The organism is Enterobacter cloacae complex sp. SHL020, assembly GCF_049236945.1.
Lineage (GTDB): Bacteria > Pseudomonadota > Gammaproteobacteria > Enterobacterales > Enterobacteriaceae > Enterobacter > Enterobacter dykesii.
Map to the genome: position 1 here is coordinate 678,910 of NZ_JBMKJF010000002.1, position 14,162 is coordinate 693,071.

11 protein-coding genes are annotated in these 14,162 nt (G+C 57.6%); 10 read left to right on the forward strand and 1 reads right to left on the reverse strand.

The window, feature by feature from the left end:
• Window position 1: 1 nt before the first annotated feature.
• The 6 genes from msbA to ACOTZB_RS08320 all read left to right on the forward strand — a co-directional run bounded on the left by msbA (window position 2) and on the right by ACOTZB_RS08320 (window position 6,008).
• Window positions 2-1,753 carry a lipid A ABC transporter ATP-binding protein/permease MsbA gene (gene msbA / locus ACOTZB_RS08295; RefSeq protein ID WP_023335128.1) on the forward strand — a complete coding sequence of 584 codons (1,752 nt, stop codon included), beginning with the start codon at window positions 2-4 and terminating at the stop codon, window positions 1,751-1,753.
• The gene (gene lpxK / locus ACOTZB_RS08300; protein WP_421626873.1) at window positions 1,750-2,727 is read left to right on the forward strand and encodes a tetraacyldisaccharide 4'-kinase; all 978 of its coding nucleotides are present in this window, start codon (window positions 1,750-1,752) and stop codon (window positions 2,725-2,727) included. Before msbA ends, lpxK begins: the two co-directional genes overlap by 4 nt.
• 44 nt (window positions 2,728-2,771) lie before the next feature.
• Window positions 2,772-4,001: a winged helix-turn-helix domain-containing protein gene (locus tag ACOTZB_RS08305; protein WP_421626874.1), complete on the forward strand. Its 1,230-nt coding sequence runs from the start codon at window positions 2,772-2,774 to the stop codon at window positions 3,999-4,001.
• Window positions 4,002-4,046: 45 nt separating this feature from the next.
• Entirely contained in the window at window positions 4,047-4,229 is a 183-nt protein-coding gene (ycaR, locus tag ACOTZB_RS08310) for a protein YcaR (RefSeq protein ID WP_006174474.1), read from the forward strand.
• Window positions 4,226-4,972 (forward strand): 3-deoxy-manno-octulosonate cytidylyltransferase, encoded by a 747-nt coding sequence (gene kdsB / locus ACOTZB_RS08315; protein WP_193804704.1) that lies wholly within the window; start codon window positions 4,226-4,228, stop codon window positions 4,970-4,972. The genes ycaR and kdsB overlap by 4 nt, the downstream gene beginning before the upstream one ends.
• Window positions 4,973-5,114: 142 nt before the next feature.
• Complete coding sequence (locus tag ACOTZB_RS08320) at window positions 5,115-6,008, forward strand: YcbJ family phosphotransferase (protein WP_047651301.1); 894 nt, start codon at window positions 5,115-5,117, stop codon at window positions 6,006-6,008.
• On the opposite strand, the gene elyC is transcribed toward ACOTZB_RS08320, so the two are convergent.
• Complete coding sequence (elyC, locus tag ACOTZB_RS08325; protein ID WP_421626875.1) at window positions 5,985-6,764, reverse strand: envelope biogenesis factor ElyC; 780 nt, start codon at window positions 6,762-6,764, stop codon at window positions 5,985-5,987. The genes ACOTZB_RS08320 and elyC overlap by 24 nt on opposite strands.
• Before the next feature lie 124 nt (window positions 6,765-6,888).
• Here elyC and cmoM point away from each other — a divergent pair, with 124 nt between their 5' ends.
• From cmoM to mukB, 4 genes are read left to right on the forward strand one after another with little or no spacing between them, the layout of a single operon-like run.
• A complete protein-coding gene (gene cmoM, locus ACOTZB_RS08330) occupies window positions 6,889-7,668 on the forward strand; it encodes a tRNA uridine 5-oxyacetic acid(34) methyltransferase CmoM (protein WP_023311004.1) in 780 nt (259 codons plus the stop codon).
• Between the two features lie 3 nt (window positions 7,669-7,671).
• Window positions 7,672-8,994, forward strand: a complete 1,323-nt coding sequence (mukF, locus tag ACOTZB_RS08335; RefSeq protein ID WP_023311005.1) for a chromosome partition protein MukF — start codon at window positions 7,672-7,674, stop codon at window positions 8,992-8,994.
• Window positions 8,975-9,679, forward strand: a complete 705-nt coding sequence (gene mukE, locus ACOTZB_RS08340) for a chromosome partition protein MukE (RefSeq protein WP_008499954.1) — start codon at window positions 8,975-8,977, stop codon at window positions 9,677-9,679. Before mukF ends, mukE begins: the two co-directional genes overlap by 20 nt.
• A complete protein-coding gene (mukB, locus tag ACOTZB_RS08345; RefSeq protein WP_421626876.1) occupies window positions 9,679-14,130 on the forward strand; it encodes a chromosome partition protein MukB in 4,452 nt (1,483 codons plus the stop codon). Before mukE ends, mukB begins: the two co-directional genes overlap by 1 nt.
• The last annotated feature ends 32 nt before the right edge of the window (window positions 14,131-14,162 follow it).

The window sequence follows — 14,162 nt, forward strand, 5'->3', positions numbered from 1 at the left end:
AATGCATAACGACAAAGATCTCTCCACGTGGCAAACCTTCCGCCGACTCTGGCCGATGATTGCGCCCTTTAAAACAGGCCTGATCGTGGCGGGAGTAGCGTTAATCCTCAACGCAGCCAGCGATACTTTTATGCTATCGCTTCTCAAACCGTTACTGGACGACGGTTTTGGTAAAACGGATCGCTCAGTGTTGCTATGGATGCCTCTGGTGGTGATCGGACTGATGATCTTACGCGGCATCACCAGCTATATCTCCAGCTACTGTATTTCCTGGGTATCAGGGAAAGTGGTTATGACCATGCGCCGTCGTCTGTTCAGCCACATGATGGGCATGCCGGTCTCGTTCTTTGACAAGCAGTCTACCGGGACGCTGCTGTCGCGTATTACCTACGATTCCGAGCAGGTTGCCTCTTCGTCCTCAAGCGCACTGATCACCGTTGTGCGTGAGGGCGCGTCAATCATCGGCCTGTTCGCGATGATGTTCTATTACAGCTGGCAGCTGTCGATCATCCTTATCGTTCTGGCGCCGATAGTTTCTATTGCTATCCGCGTCGTCTCAAAGCGTTTCCGCAATATCAGTAAGAATATGCAGAACACGATGGGGCAGGTGACGACCAGCGCGGAACAGATGCTGAAAGGGCATAAAGAAGTTCTGATTTTTGGCGGTCAGGACGTCGAAACCAAACGCTTTGATAAAGTCAGCAATAAAATGCGCCTGCAGGGGATGAAAATGGTCTCGGCCTCTTCCATCTCTGACCCGATTATTCAGCTGATAGCGTCACTGGCGCTGGCATTCGTCCTGTATGCGGCAAGCTTCCCTAGCGTGATGGAGACGCTGACGGCGGGTACTATCACCGTGGTCTTCTCCTCGATGATCGCCCTGATGCGTCCGCTGAAATCCCTGACGAACGTGAACGCCCAGTTCCAGCGCGGGATGGCCGCCTGTCAGACGCTGTTCAGCATTCTGGATTCCGAGCAGGAAAAGGATGAAGGTAAGCGCGTGATCGAGCGTGCAAACGGAGACGTTGAATTCCGTAACGTGACCTTTACCTATCCGGGCCGCGAAGTGCCTGCCCTGCGTAATATCAATCTGTCTATTCCGGCGGGTAAAACCGTTGCGCTGGTAGGTCGTTCTGGTTCGGGTAAATCGACTATTGCCAGCCTGATGACCCGTTTCTACGACATTAATGAAGGTGAAATCCTGTTAGATGGTCACGACCTGCGGGAATATACCCTGCAGTCGCTGCGTAACCAGGTGGCGCTGGTTTCCCAGAACGTGCACCTGTTTAACGATACCGTCGCCAATAACATCGCTTATGCACGGACTGATGAGTACAGCCGCGAGCAGATTGAGAACGCCGCGCGTATGGCCTATGCAATGGACTTTATCAATAAGATGGATAATGGTCTGGATACCATCATTGGTGAAAACGGCGTGCTTCTCTCCGGCGGTCAGCGCCAGCGTATTGCGATTGCGCGCGCGCTGCTGCGCGATAGCCCAATTCTGATCCTGGACGAAGCGACCTCGGCGCTGGATACGGAATCTGAACGCGCTATCCAGTCCGCGCTGGATGAACTGCAAAAGAACCGTACCTCGCTGGTGATTGCGCATCGTCTGTCGACTATCGAGCAGGCTGACGAAATCGTCGTGGTTGAGGATGGCGTCATTGTTGAACGCGGAAGCCATGCCGATCTACTGGAACACCGCGGCGTTTATGCCCAGTTGCATAAGATGCAGTTCGGTCAACAATGATTGCACGCATCTGGTCCGGTGAATCCCCGCTGTGGCTGCTGCTTTTGCCGCTCTCCTGGCTGTATGGTCTGGTGAGCGGCATTATCCGTCTGCTTTACCGTTTAGGGTTTAAGCGGGCCTGGCGTGCGCCGGTTCCGGTTGTGGTTGTGGGTAATCTCACGGCGGGCGGCAACGGTAAAACCCCGGTGGTGATCTGGCTGGTGGAGCAATTGCAAAAACGCGGTATTCGTCCGGGGGTTGTCTCTCGCGGTTATGGCGGTAAAGCGGCGCAGTATCCTCTTTTGCTCACGGCGGAAACTACAACCGCCGAAGCGGGCGATGAACCGGTCCTTATCTATCAGCGTACCGGCGCGCCGGTTGCGGTCTCCCCGGTGCGCAGCGAGGCCGTGCAGGCTCTGGTTGCCGAACACGCGGTGCAAATCATCATTACGGATGATGGCCTGCAGCATTACGCCCTGGCGCGTGATAAAGAGATTGTGGTCATCGACGGGGTTCGCCGCTTCGGTAACGGCTGGTGGCTGCCGGCCGGACCCATGCGCGAACGCGCTTCGCGTCTTAAGTCCGTTGATGCGGTGATTGTGAACGGCGGTGAGGCAAAAGCGGGTGAAATCCCGATGCACCTGCAGCCGGGTCTGGCGGTCAACCTGGTGACGGGGGAACGCCGGTCGGTTGCTGAGCTGCCTTCACCGGTGGCGATGGCGGGTATTGGTCATCCGCCACGCTTCTTCGCGACGCTGGAACAGTGTGGTGCCCGTCTGGAAAAGCGCGTTCCGCTGGCCGACCATCAGGCGCTGGTGGAAGGGGAGGTCGACGCCCTGACCGTACCCGGGCAGTCGCTGATCATGACCGAAAAAGATGCGGTGAAATGCCGCGCCTTTGCGAAAGATAACTGGTGGTATCTGCCGGTTGACGCTGAACTCAGCGGCGAGCAGCCGGAACGTTTGCTCAAGGAACTGATTGCGTTGGTGCACTAAAGGCTTACGCGGTTCTGGTGGCGCTTTGACTGACAGGAAAACGCATGTCTCTACCGCAACTCTCGCTCTCAGCCGCACGTAATCTCCACCTTGCCGCGCAGGGGCTGCTTAAAAAGCCCCGCCGCCGCGCGCAGCCTGCCGATATTCTCTCTACCGTCCGGCGCATGTCGCTGCTTCAAATCGACACCATTAACATTGTTGCCCGTAGCCCTTACCTGGTGCTGTTTAGCCGCCTGGGAAATTATCCTTCGCAGTGGCTGGATGAGGCGCTCAGCAAGGGGGAGTTAATGGAGTACTGGGCGCACGAAGCCTGCTTCCTGCCTCGCAGCGATTTTGCCCTGGTTCGTCACCGCATGCTTGCCCCTGAAAAGATGGGCTGGAAATACCGTCAGGCGTGGATGCTGGAACATGCGGCTGAAATTGAGCAGCTTGTCGCGCATATTCAGGATAACGGTCCCGTACGCTCCGCTGATTTTGAACATCCGCGCAAAGGCACCAGCGGCTGGTGGGAGTGGAAACCGCACAAGCGTCATCTCGAAGGACTGTTCACGTCAGGTAAAGTCATGGTCATTGAACGGCGTAATTTTCAGCGCGTTTATGACCTGACGCATCGCGTGATGCCCCACTGGGACGACGAGCGTGACCTGCTTACTCAGGAGGCCGCCGAGGCCATCATGCTGGAGAACAGCGCCCGCAGTCTGGGCATTTTCCGTCCGCATTGGCTGGCAGATTATTATCGCCTTCGTCAGCCCGCGCTGAAACCGCTGATGGACATATGGCAACGCGAACAGCGCGTCATCCCCGTCACTGTGGAAACGCTGGGCGAAATGTGGCTGCATGCGGATCTCCTCCCGCTACTGCCTCTGGCCCAGGAGGGGAAACTTCAGGCAACCCACAGTGCGGTGTTGTCGCCTTTCGACCCAGTCGTCTGGGACAGAAAACGCGCCGAGCAGCTGTTCGATTTTAGCTACCGGCTGGAATGTTATACCCCGGCTCCAAAGCGCCAGTATGGTTACTTTGTACTCCCGCTGCTGCATAAGGGGCAACTGGTCGGGCGCATGGACGCCAAAATGCACCGCAAGACCGGCACGCTTGAAATCATTGCGCTTTACCTGCAAGAGAGGGTCAGGGTGACGGCGAGCCTGGAAAAAGGGTTAACGTTCGCCATTGGCGAATTCGCGCGCTGGCAGGGTGCCCGCGAAGTGACGCTGGGCCGGGTGCCCGACGGACTGTTTACTTCCTGTCGAAGTGGCTGGGAAACAGGCACTCCCTGAAAAGGGAATGTGTTAAGCTTTAGCGATTACCCATACGGAGGAACTATGGATCACCGTTTACTTGAAATTATTGCCTGCCCGGTATGCAACGGCAAACTCTACTACAGCCAGGACAAACAGGAGCTGATTTGCAAGCTGGACAGCCTGGCTTTCCCTCTGCGCGACGGCATTCCGGTACTGCTGGAAAATGAAGCTCGTTCCCTGGTGGCAGAAGAGAGCAAACCATGAGTTTTGTTGTCATTATTCCTGCGCGCTATGCCTCAACGCGTCTGCCGGGTAAACCGCTGGTGGATATCAACGGCAAGCCGATGATTGTGCATGTCCTTGAGCGTGCGCGTGAATCCGGTGCCGATCGCGTGATTGTTGCTACCGATCATCCTGACGTCGCCCGTGCGGTTGAGGCGGCAGGCGGTGAGGTGTGCATGACCCGCGCCGATCACCAGTCCGGCACCGAGCGTCTGGCGGAAGTGGTTGAGAAATGTGGCTTCAGAGATGATACGGTCATCGTTAACGTGCAGGGTGACGAGCCGATGATCCCGGCGGTGATTATCCGTCAGGTGGCAGAAAACCTGGCTCAGCGTCAGGTTGGTATGGCGACGCTCGCGGTGCCCATTCACCACGCTGAAGAGGCATTCAATCCGAATGCGGTGAAGGTGGTCATGGATGCCGAAGGCTATGCGCTCTATTTCTCCCGCGCCACGATCCCGTGGGATCGCGATCGCTTTGCGCTCTCTAAAGAGACTATCGGTGATACTTTCCTGCGTCATATTGGGATTTACGGCTATCGCGCCGGCTTTATTCGTCGCTATGTTACGTGGGCGCCGAGTCCGCTGGAGCATATCGAAATGCTGGAGCAGCTTCGCGTGCTCTGGTACGGCGAAAAAATTCACGTTGCCGTTGCCAGCGAAGTGCCTGGAACGGGCGTTGATACGCCGGAAGATCTTGAGCGCGTTCGCGCCGAGTTGCGCTAATCCCGCCTGCATCCCTCCTGTCGGAGGGATGTTCTCTCCTTCGTTAATTCCCCTTTCTTTTTCCTAATTGTTCTCTTCCGGGTGACATCTCCCTCCAGGACGCTCATTATAAAAGCAGTAGTCTTAATGGGGGTAATCTCATATGGAACAGCTGCGTGCCGAACTTAGCCATCTGCTGGGTGAGAAATTAAGCCGGGTCGAATGCGTGAGTGAAAAGGCCGATACCGCGCTTTGGTCGTTGTATGACAGTCAGGGCAACCCGATGCCGCTGATGGCCAGAAGTTTCACCTCGCCGGGCGTTGCCAGGCAGTTGGCATGGAAAATGTCGATGCTGGCGCGGGAGGGAACCGTCCGTATGCCGACGGTGTATGGCGTGATGACCCACGAGGAACACCCTGGCCCGGACGTGCTGCTGATTGAGCGTTTACGCGGCGTGCCCGTTGAAGCGCCCGCGCGCACGCCGGAACGCTGGGAGCAGTTAAAAGACCAGATTGTCGAGGCGCTGCTGGCCTGGCACCGCCAGGATAGCCGCGGGCTTGTCGGTCCGGTCGACAGTACCCAGGAAAATCTGTGGCCGCTGTGGTATCGCCAGCGGGTGGAAGTGCTGTGGGGAACGCTTAACCAGTTCAGCAATACCGGTTTGACCATGCAGGATAAGCGTATTCTTTTTCGCACCCGCGAGTGCTTACCGGCGCTGTTCGACGGTTTTAATGACAACTGCGTGCTGATCCACGGCAACTTCACCCTGCGCAGCATGCTCAAGGACTCCCGCAGCGATCAGCTTCTGGCGATGCTCGGGCCGGGGATCATGCTCTGGGCTCCGCGCGAATACGAGCTGTTCAGGCTCAGCGACAGCGGGGCGGCGGAAGGTTTACTGTGGCACTACCTTCAACGCGCGCCCGTTGCAGAAGCGTTTCTCTGGCGGCGCTGGCTTTATCTGCTCTGGGACGAAGTCGCGCAGCTGGTCAACACCGGACGTTTCAATCGCGCCAACTTCGATCTGGCGACAAAATCACTCTTGCCCTGGCTCGCCTGACGATCCTTTCAGCCACTGCCAGAGGCGTCCGAGCGTCTCATAACCGACGCGGTCGCTGTGCATCAGCCAGGCCGGGGAGGGGATCGCCCGTTCCCACGGGTTGAGCGGCGCGTCGATGGCCATCTGGTTTGCCGGGGCGGGAAGCGGATGCAGGCCTTGCTTCTGGAAGAAAATCATCGCGCGCGGCAGGTGTGAGGCGGAGGTCACCAGTAAGAACGGGACATCGCCAATCGCCTGCTTCACTGCGGCAGCCTCTTCTTCGGTATCTTTTGGGCTGTCCAGAGTGATAATCGCTGAACGCGGCACGCCGAGTGATTCTGCGACCCTGGCGCCCGCTTCAGCCGTACTCACCGGGTTCGTTTTGGCCGCCGCGCCGGTGAAGATCATTTTTGATCCCGGATTTGCCAGCCAGAGGCGAATGCCTTCGTTTAGCCGTGGCAGGCTGTTGTTGATCAGATTTGAACTGGGGGCCCAGTCAGGATCCCAGGTATATCCGCCGCCCAGCACTACGATGTACGCCACTTTCTGATTTCCCTGCCATGTTGGGTATTTGTTTTCGATGGGGCGTAGAAGACCATCCGCGACCGGCTGCAGGCTCAGCAGCAGCAGGACAAACCAGCCGAGCGTGATAAGCGTTTTGCCACCTTTCTGAAAGCGACTAAACCACACCAGCGCCAGCCCCAGCGCGATGATGATGAGCAGCAGCGGAAGGGGAAGCATCATCCCTCCAATGTATTTCTTAAGGGTAAAAAGCATCCTTTTTGGTTCCTTTTTTGACCATATAGCAGGTGATTACCCGTGATATTACACCAGAGAGGTTCATTCTCCGCGCGGGTGTGACAAAATAGCGGTTTTGCAGTTAGCGAGTGGAACTCTCCCAATGCGAGATCGCAATTTTGATGACATCGCGGAAAAGTTTTCGCGCAACATATATGGCACCACGAAAGGGCAGCTCCGTCAGACGATCCTCTGGCAGGATCTGGACACCATTCTGGCTACGTTCGGTGGGCAAACGTTGCGCGTGCTGGACGCCGGTGGCGGTGAAGGGCAGACGGCGATAAAAATGGCCGAGCGCGGTCATCACGTCACGCTTTGCGATCTTTCTGCTGAAATGGTCGCCCGCGCGACGCGTGCTGCAGAAGAGAAAGGTGTGAGCGACAACATGCATTTTATACAATGCGCCGCTCAGGACATCGCACAGCATTTGGAAACCCAGGTTGATCTGATATTGTTTCATGCGGTGCTGGAGTGGGTTGCCGATCCGCAAAGCGTGTTACAAACCCTGTGGTCGATGTTGCGCCCGGGCGGCACGCTGTCGCTGATGTTCTACAATGCTAACGGCTTCCTGATGCACAACATGGTTGCAGGAAACTTCGACTATGTGCAGGTCGGGATGCCCAAAAAGAAAAAGCGCACGCTTTCCCCGGACTATCCGCGCGATCCACAGCAGGTTTATGGCTGGCTGGAAGCGATTGGCTGGCAGATCGTCGGGAAAACGGGCGTCAGGGTGTTTCATGATTATCTGCGTGAAAAACACAAACAGCGTGACTGTTTTGATACCTTAACAGAATTAGAAACGCGGTATTGCCGTCAGGAGCCTTTTATCAGCCTTGGCCGCTATATTCACGTCACCGCGCACAAGCCGCAGATGCAAGGATAACCTATGAGTGAATTTTCCCAGACAGTCCCCGAACTGGTTGCCTGGGCCAGGAAAAACGATTTCTCCATCTCGCTGCCGGTAGACAGACTCTCTTTCCTGCTGGCGGTTGCCACGCTGAACGGCGAACGGCTGGACGGTGAAATGAGCGAGGGTGAACTGGTGGATGCGTTCCGCCATGTCAGTGATGCGTTTGAGCAAACCAGCGAAACCATTAGCGTGCGTGCCAACAACGCGATCAACGATATGGTGCGTCAACGTCTGCTGAACCGCTTTACCAGCGAGCAGGCGGAAGGAAACGCCATCTATCGCCTGACGCCGCTGGGCATCGGCATCACCGATTACTACATCCGCCAGCGTGAATTTTCTACGCTGCGTCTTTCCATGCAGCTCTCGATCGTGGCGGGTGAGCTTAAGCGCGCCGCCGATGCCGCGGATGAAAACGGTGACGAATTCCACTGGCACCGTAACGTCTACGCGCCGCTGAAATATTCGGTGGCGGAAATCTTCGACAGTATCGATCTGACCCAGCGTCTGATGGACGAACAGCAGCAGCAGGTGAAGGACGATATCGCGCAGCTGCTGAATAAAGACTGGCGTGCCGCCATCTCCAGCTGTGAGCTTCTGCTGTCAGAAACTTCCGGCACGCTGCGTGAGCTTCAGGATACGCTGGAAGCGGCAGGGGATAAGCTTCAGGCGAACCTGCTGCGCATTCAGGATGCGACCCTGGCGCATGACGATCTGCATTTTATCGATCGTCTGGTCTTCGACCTGCAAAGCAAACTCGACCGCATTATCAGCTGGGGCCAGCAGTCGATCGACCTGTGGATCGGCTACGACCGACACGTGCATAAATTTATCCGTACCGCGATTGATATGGATAAAAACCGCGTCTTTGCCCAGCGTCTGCGTCAGTCGGTGCAGACCTATTTCGATGCGCCGTGGGCGCTGACCTACGCCAATGCCGATCGTCTGCTGGATATGCGCGACGAAGAGATGGCGCTGCGCGATGAAGAGGTGACCGGTGAACTGCCGCCGGATCTGGAATACGAAGAATTTAACGAAATTCGCGAGCAGCTTGCGGCGATGATCGAAGAACAGCTCGCGGTCTACAAAACCAGACAAGTGCCGCTGGATCTTGGGCTCGTGGTGCGCGACTATCTGGCGCAATATCCACGCGCGCGCCACTTCGACATTGCCCGCATTGTGGTAGACCAGGCGGTGCGTCTGGGCGTCGCGCAAGCAGATTTCACCGGACTGCCGCCGAAGTGGCAGCCAATCAACGATTACGGAGCCAAGGTACAGGCGCATGTCATTGACAAATATTGAACAAGTGATGCCAGTTAAGCTGGCACAGGCGCTGGCGAATCCGTTATTTCCGGCGCTGGACAGCCAGCTGCGTGCCGGTCGTCACATTGGCTTAGACGAGCTGGATAATCACGCCTTTTTGATGGACTTTCAGGAGTACCTGGAAGAGTTTTACGCACGCTATAACGTGGAGCTTATCCGCGCGCCGGAAGGGTTTTTCTACCTGCGCCCGCGCTCCACGACGCTGATCCCGCGTTCCGTGCTCTCCGAGCTGGATATGATGGTCGGTAAAATTCTCTGCTACCTCTACCTCAGCCCGGAACGTCTGGCGAATGAAGGGATCTTCACCCAGCAGGAACTCTACGACGAGCTGTTGACGCTGGCAGATGAGAGCAAGCTGCTCAAGCTGGTGAACAACCGCTCGACGGGGTCGGATCTTGACCGTCAGAAATTACAGGAAAAGGTTCGCTCTTCCCTGAACCGTCTGCGCCGTCTGGGGATGGTCTGGTTTATGGGCCACGACAGCAGCAAATTCCGCATCACGGAATCAGTTTTCCGCTTCGGCGCCGACGTGCGTGCGGGCGATGACGCGCGTGAAGCGCAGCTTCGCATGATCCGCGACGGTGAAGCGATGCCGGTGGAAAACCATTTGCAGCTCAATGACGAGCATGAAGAGAATCTGCCGGATAGCGGGGAGGAAGAGTAATGATTGAACGCGGTAAATTTCGCTCACTGACGCTGATTAACTGGAACGGCTTCTTTGCCCGAACGTTCGATCTGGATGAGCTGGTCACGACGCTCTCTGGCGGTAACGGTGCGGGTAAATCCACCACCATGGCAGCCTTTGTTACGGCGCTGATCCCCGACCTGACGCTGCTTCACTTCCGTAACACCACCGAAGCGGGGGCAACAAGCGGCTCCCGCGATAAGGGTCTGCACGGTAAGCTGAAGGCCGGCGTCTGTTATTCGGTTCTGGACGTCATTAACTCCCGTCATCAGCGCGTGGTAGTGGGCGTGCGCCTGCAGCAGGTCGCCGGTCGCGACCGTAAAGTGGATATCAAACCGTTTGCGATTCAGGGCTTGCCAACCTCCGTGCAGCCGACGGCGCTGCTAACGGAAACCCTGAACGAACGTCAGGCGCGCGTGCTGACGCTGCAGGAGCTGAAGGACAAGCTCGAAGCTATCGAAGGCGTGCAGTTCAAGCAGTTCAACTCGATTACCGACTACCACTCGCTGATGTTCGATCTGGGCGTGGTGGCGCGTCGTCTGCGCACCGCATCAGACCGTAGCAAATACTACCGCCTGATTGAAGCGTCTCTGTATGGCGGTATCTCCAGCGCCATTACCCGCTCCCTGCGCGACTACCTGCTGCCGGAAAACAGCGGCGTGCGTAAGGCCTTCCAGGATATGGAAGCGGCGCTGCGCGAAAACCGCATGACGCTGGAAGCGATTCGCGTTACCCAGTCTGACCGCGACCTGTTTAAACACCTTATCAGCGAAGCCACCAACTATGTGGCCGCAGACTATATGCGTCACGCCAACGAGCGCCGCATTCATCTCGATCAGGCATTAGAGTACCGTCGCGAGCTGTTTACCTCGCGTAAGCAGCTGGTGGCCGAGCAGTATAAGCACGTCGAAATGGCGCGCGAGCTGGGCGAGCACAACGGTGCCGAAGGTGACCTGGAAGCGGATTATCAGGCCGCCAGCGATCACCTCAACCTGGTGCAGACCGCGCTGCGTCAGCAGGAAAAAATCGAGCGTTATGAAGCGGACCTCGATGAGCTGCAGATCCGTCTCGAAGAGCAGAATGAAGTGGTGGCTGAAGCCGCCGACATGCAGGAAGAGAACGAAGCCCGCGCCGAAGCGGCCGAGCTGGAAGTGGATGAGCTGAAAAGCCAGCTTGCCGATTACCAGCAGGCGCTTGACGTGCAGCAGACGCGAGCGATTCAGTACACCCAGGCACTGCAGGCATTACAGCGTGCGAAAGAACTGTGCCATCTGCCTGACCTGACGCCGGACAGCGCCGACGAGTGGCTGGATACCTTCCAGGCCAAAGAGCAGGAAGCCACCGAGAAACTGCTCTCCCTCGAACAGAAAATGAGCGTTGCGCAAACGGCGCACAGCCAGTTTGAACAGGCTTATCAGCTGGTGGTCGCGATTAACGGCCCGCTGGCGCGTAACGAAGCCTGGGACGTTGCCCGCGAACTGCTGCGCGACGGTGTGAACCAGCGCCATCTGGCCGAGCAGGTTCAGCCGCTGCGTATGCGTCTGAACGAGCTGGAGCAGCGCCTGCGCGAGCAGCAGGAATCCGAGCGTCTGCTTGCGGAATTCTGCAAGCGTCAGGGAAAAAATTACGATTTCGACGAGCTTGAGGCCCTGCATCAGGAGCTGGAAGCGCGTATTGCGGCCCTGTCCGATACCGTATCAAACGCCAGCGAACAGCGTATGACCCTGCGTCAGGAGCTGGAGCAGATTCAGTCCCGTTCGAAGGCGCTCCTGGAGCGTGCGCCGGTCTGGCTGGCGGCCCAGAGCAGCCTGAACCAGCTCAGCGAGCAGTGCGGCGAACAGTTCGAATCCAGCCAGGAAGTGACCGAATACCTGCAGCAGCTGCTGGAGCGCGAGCGCGAAGCCATCGTTGAGCGTGATGAAGTGGGTGCCCGCAAGCGCGACGTCGATGAAGAAATTGAGCGCTTAAGCCAGCCGGGCGGGTCAGAAGATCCGCGCCTGAATGCACTCGCCGAGCGTTTTGGCGGCGTGCTGCTGTCCGAGATCTACGACGACGTTGGCCTTGACGATGCGCCATACTTCTCCGCGCTGTACGGTCCATCCCGCAACGCGATTGTGGTCCCGGATCTGTCGCTGATTTCTGAGCAGCTTGCCGGCCTGGAAGATTGCCCGGAAGATCTCTACCTGATCGAAGGGGATCCGCAGTCGTTCGATGACAGCGTATTCAGCGTCGACGAGCTGGAAAAAGCGGTGGTGGTGAAAATCGCTGACCGTCAGTGGCGCTATTCCCGCTTCCCTGAGCTGCCGCTGTTTGGCCGCGCCGCGCGCGAAAGCCGCATCGAGAGCCTGCACGCCGAGCGTGAAACGCTGTCTGAACGTTTTGCGACCCTGTCGTTTGACGTGCAGAAAACCCAGCGTCTGCATCAGTCGTTCAGCCGCTTTATCGGCAGCCATCTCGCCGTAGCGTTTGACGCAGATCCGGAAGCCGAAATCCGCAAGCTGAACACCCGCCGTAGCGAGCTGGAACGTGCGATTGCAAGCCATGAAAGTGATAACCAGCAAAGTCGCGTTCAGTTTGAACAGGCGAAAGAGGGCGTCGCTGCCCTTAACCGCATTCTGCCGCGCCTGAATCTGCTGGCGGATGACACGCTGGCTGACCGCGTGGATGAGATCCAGGAGCGTCTGGATGAAGCGCAGGAAGCCGCGCGTTTCGTTCAGCAGCACGGCAATCAGCTGGCGAAGCTGGAGCCCGTCGTGTCTGTCCTGCAGAGCGACCCGGAACAGTTCGAGCAGTTAAAAGAAGATTATGCCTGGTCGCAGCAGGTGCAGCGCGAAGCGCGTCAGCAGGCGTTTGCTCTGACGGAAGTGGTGCAGCGTCGCGCGCACTTTGGCTACTCCGATTCGGCTGAAATGCTGAGCGGTAACAGCGATCTGAACGAAAAACTGCGTCAGCGCCTTGAGCAGGCGGAGGCGGAACGTACTCGCGCCCGCGAAGCGATGCGCAGCCACTCCGCTCAGCTGAACCAGTACAATCAGGTGCTGGCCTCGCTGAAAAGCTCCTTCGATACCAAGAAAGAGCTTTTAAACGATCTGCAGAAAGAGCTTCAGGACATCGGCGTGCGTGCCGACAGCGGGGCAGAAGAGCGCGCGCGTATTCGTCGTGACGAGCTGCATTCTCAGCTCAGCAATAACCGCGCGCGTCGCAATCAGCTGGAAAAAGCGCTGACCTTCTGCGAAGCCGAAATGGATAACCTGACCCGTCGCCTGCGCAAGCTGGAACGCGACTATCACGAAATGCGCGAGCAGGTCGTGACCGCCAAGGCGGGCTGGTGCGCGGTGATGCGCATGGTGAAAGACAATAACGTTGAGCGTCGCCTGCACCGTCGCGAGCTGGCGTATCTTTCTGCCGATGAGCTGCGTTCCATGTCGGATAAGGCGTTGGGTGCGCTGCGTCTGGCGGTGGCGGATAACGAACACCTGCGCGACGTGCTGCGTATGTCGGAGGATCCGAAACGTCCGGAACGTAAAATTCAGTTCTTCGTGGCGGTTTACCAGCACCTGCGCGAGCGTATTCGTCAGGACATTATCCGTACCGACGATCCGGTCGAAGCCATCGAACAGATGGAAATCGAGCTGGGCCGCCTGACGGAGGAGTTGACCTCCCGCGAGCAGAAGCTGGCGATCAGCTCCCGCAGCGTGGCGAACATCATTCGTAAAACTATTCAGCGCGAGCAGAACCGTATCCGCCAGCTGAACCAGGGTCTGCAGAGCGTGTCGTTTGGCCAGGTGAACAGCGTGCGCCTCAACGTCAACGTGCGTGAGGCCCACGCGATGCTGCTGGAAGTGCTCTCAGAGCAGCACGAGCAGCATCAGGATCTGTTCAACAGCAACCGTCTGACCTTCTCCGAAGCGCTGGCGAAGCTGTATCAGCGCCTGAACCCGCAGATTGATATGGGGCAACGTACGCCGCAAACCATCGGTGAAGAGCTGCTGGACTACCGTAACTACCTGGAAATGGAAGTTGAGGTAAACCGTGGCTCAGACGGCTGGCTGCGTGCGGAATCCGGGGCGCTCTCTACCGGTGAAGCGATCGGTACCGGGATGTCAATTCTGGTGATGGTGGTACAGAGCTGGGAAGATGAAGCGCGCCGCCTGCGCGGCAAAGATATCTCGCCATGCCGACTGCTGTTCCTGGATGAGGCGGCGCGACTTGATGCCCGCTCAATTGCCACGCTGTTCGAGCTTTGCGAACGTCTCGATATGCAGCTCATTATCGCGGCGCCGGAGAACATCAGCCCCGAGAAGGGCACCACCTACAAACTGGTGCGTAAGGTGTTCCAGAACAGCGAACACGTTCACGTTGTGGGGCTGCGTGGCTTTGCGCCGCAGCCGCCGGAGTCATTGCCGGAAACCACGGCGGACGCTTCCTGAAGCGTTTTCTGACCCGAAGCGGCGCACTGGCG

What these genes read in the sequence shown, in the direction of transcription:
- ACOTZB_RS08305 (WP_421626874.1), top strand. Translation starts at nt 2,772, where the DNA reads ATGTCTCTACCGCAACTCTCGCTCTCAGCCGCACGTAATCTCCACCTT.
- mukE (WP_008499954.1), top strand. Translation starts at nt 8,975, where the DNA reads ATGTCATTGACAAATATTGAACAAGTGATGCCAGTTAAGCTGGCACAG.
- elyC (WP_421626875.1), bottom strand. Translation starts at nt 6,764, where the DNA reads ATGCTTTTTACCCTTAAGAAATACATTGGAGGGATGATGCTTCCCCTT.
- mukF (WP_023311005.1), top strand. Translation starts at nt 7,672, where the DNA reads ATGAGTGAATTTTCCCAGACAGTCCCCGAACTGGTTGCCTGGGCCAGG.
- ACOTZB_RS08320 (WP_047651301.1), top strand. Translation starts at nt 5,115, where the DNA reads ATGGAACAGCTGCGTGCCGAACTTAGCCATCTGCTGGGTGAGAAATTA.
- lpxK (WP_421626873.1), top strand. Translation starts at nt 1,750, where the DNA reads ATGATTGCACGCATCTGGTCCGGTGAATCCCCGCTGTGGCTGCTGCTT.
- cmoM (WP_023311004.1), top strand. Translation starts at nt 6,889, where the DNA reads ATGCGAGATCGCAATTTTGATGACATCGCGGAAAAGTTTTCGCGCAAC.
- mukB (WP_421626876.1), top strand. Translation starts at nt 9,679, where the DNA reads ATGATTGAACGCGGTAAATTTCGCTCACTGACGCTGATTAACTGGAAC.
- kdsB (WP_193804704.1), top strand. Translation starts at nt 4,226, where the DNA reads ATGAGTTTTGTTGTCATTATTCCTGCGCGCTATGCCTCAACGCGTCTG.
- msbA (WP_023335128.1), top strand. Translation starts at nt 2, where the DNA reads ATGCATAACGACAAAGATCTCTCCACGTGGCAAACCTTCCGCCGACTC.
- ycaR (WP_006174474.1), top strand. Translation starts at nt 4,047, where the DNA reads ATGGATCACCGTTTACTTGAAATTATTGCCTGCCCGGTATGCAACGGC.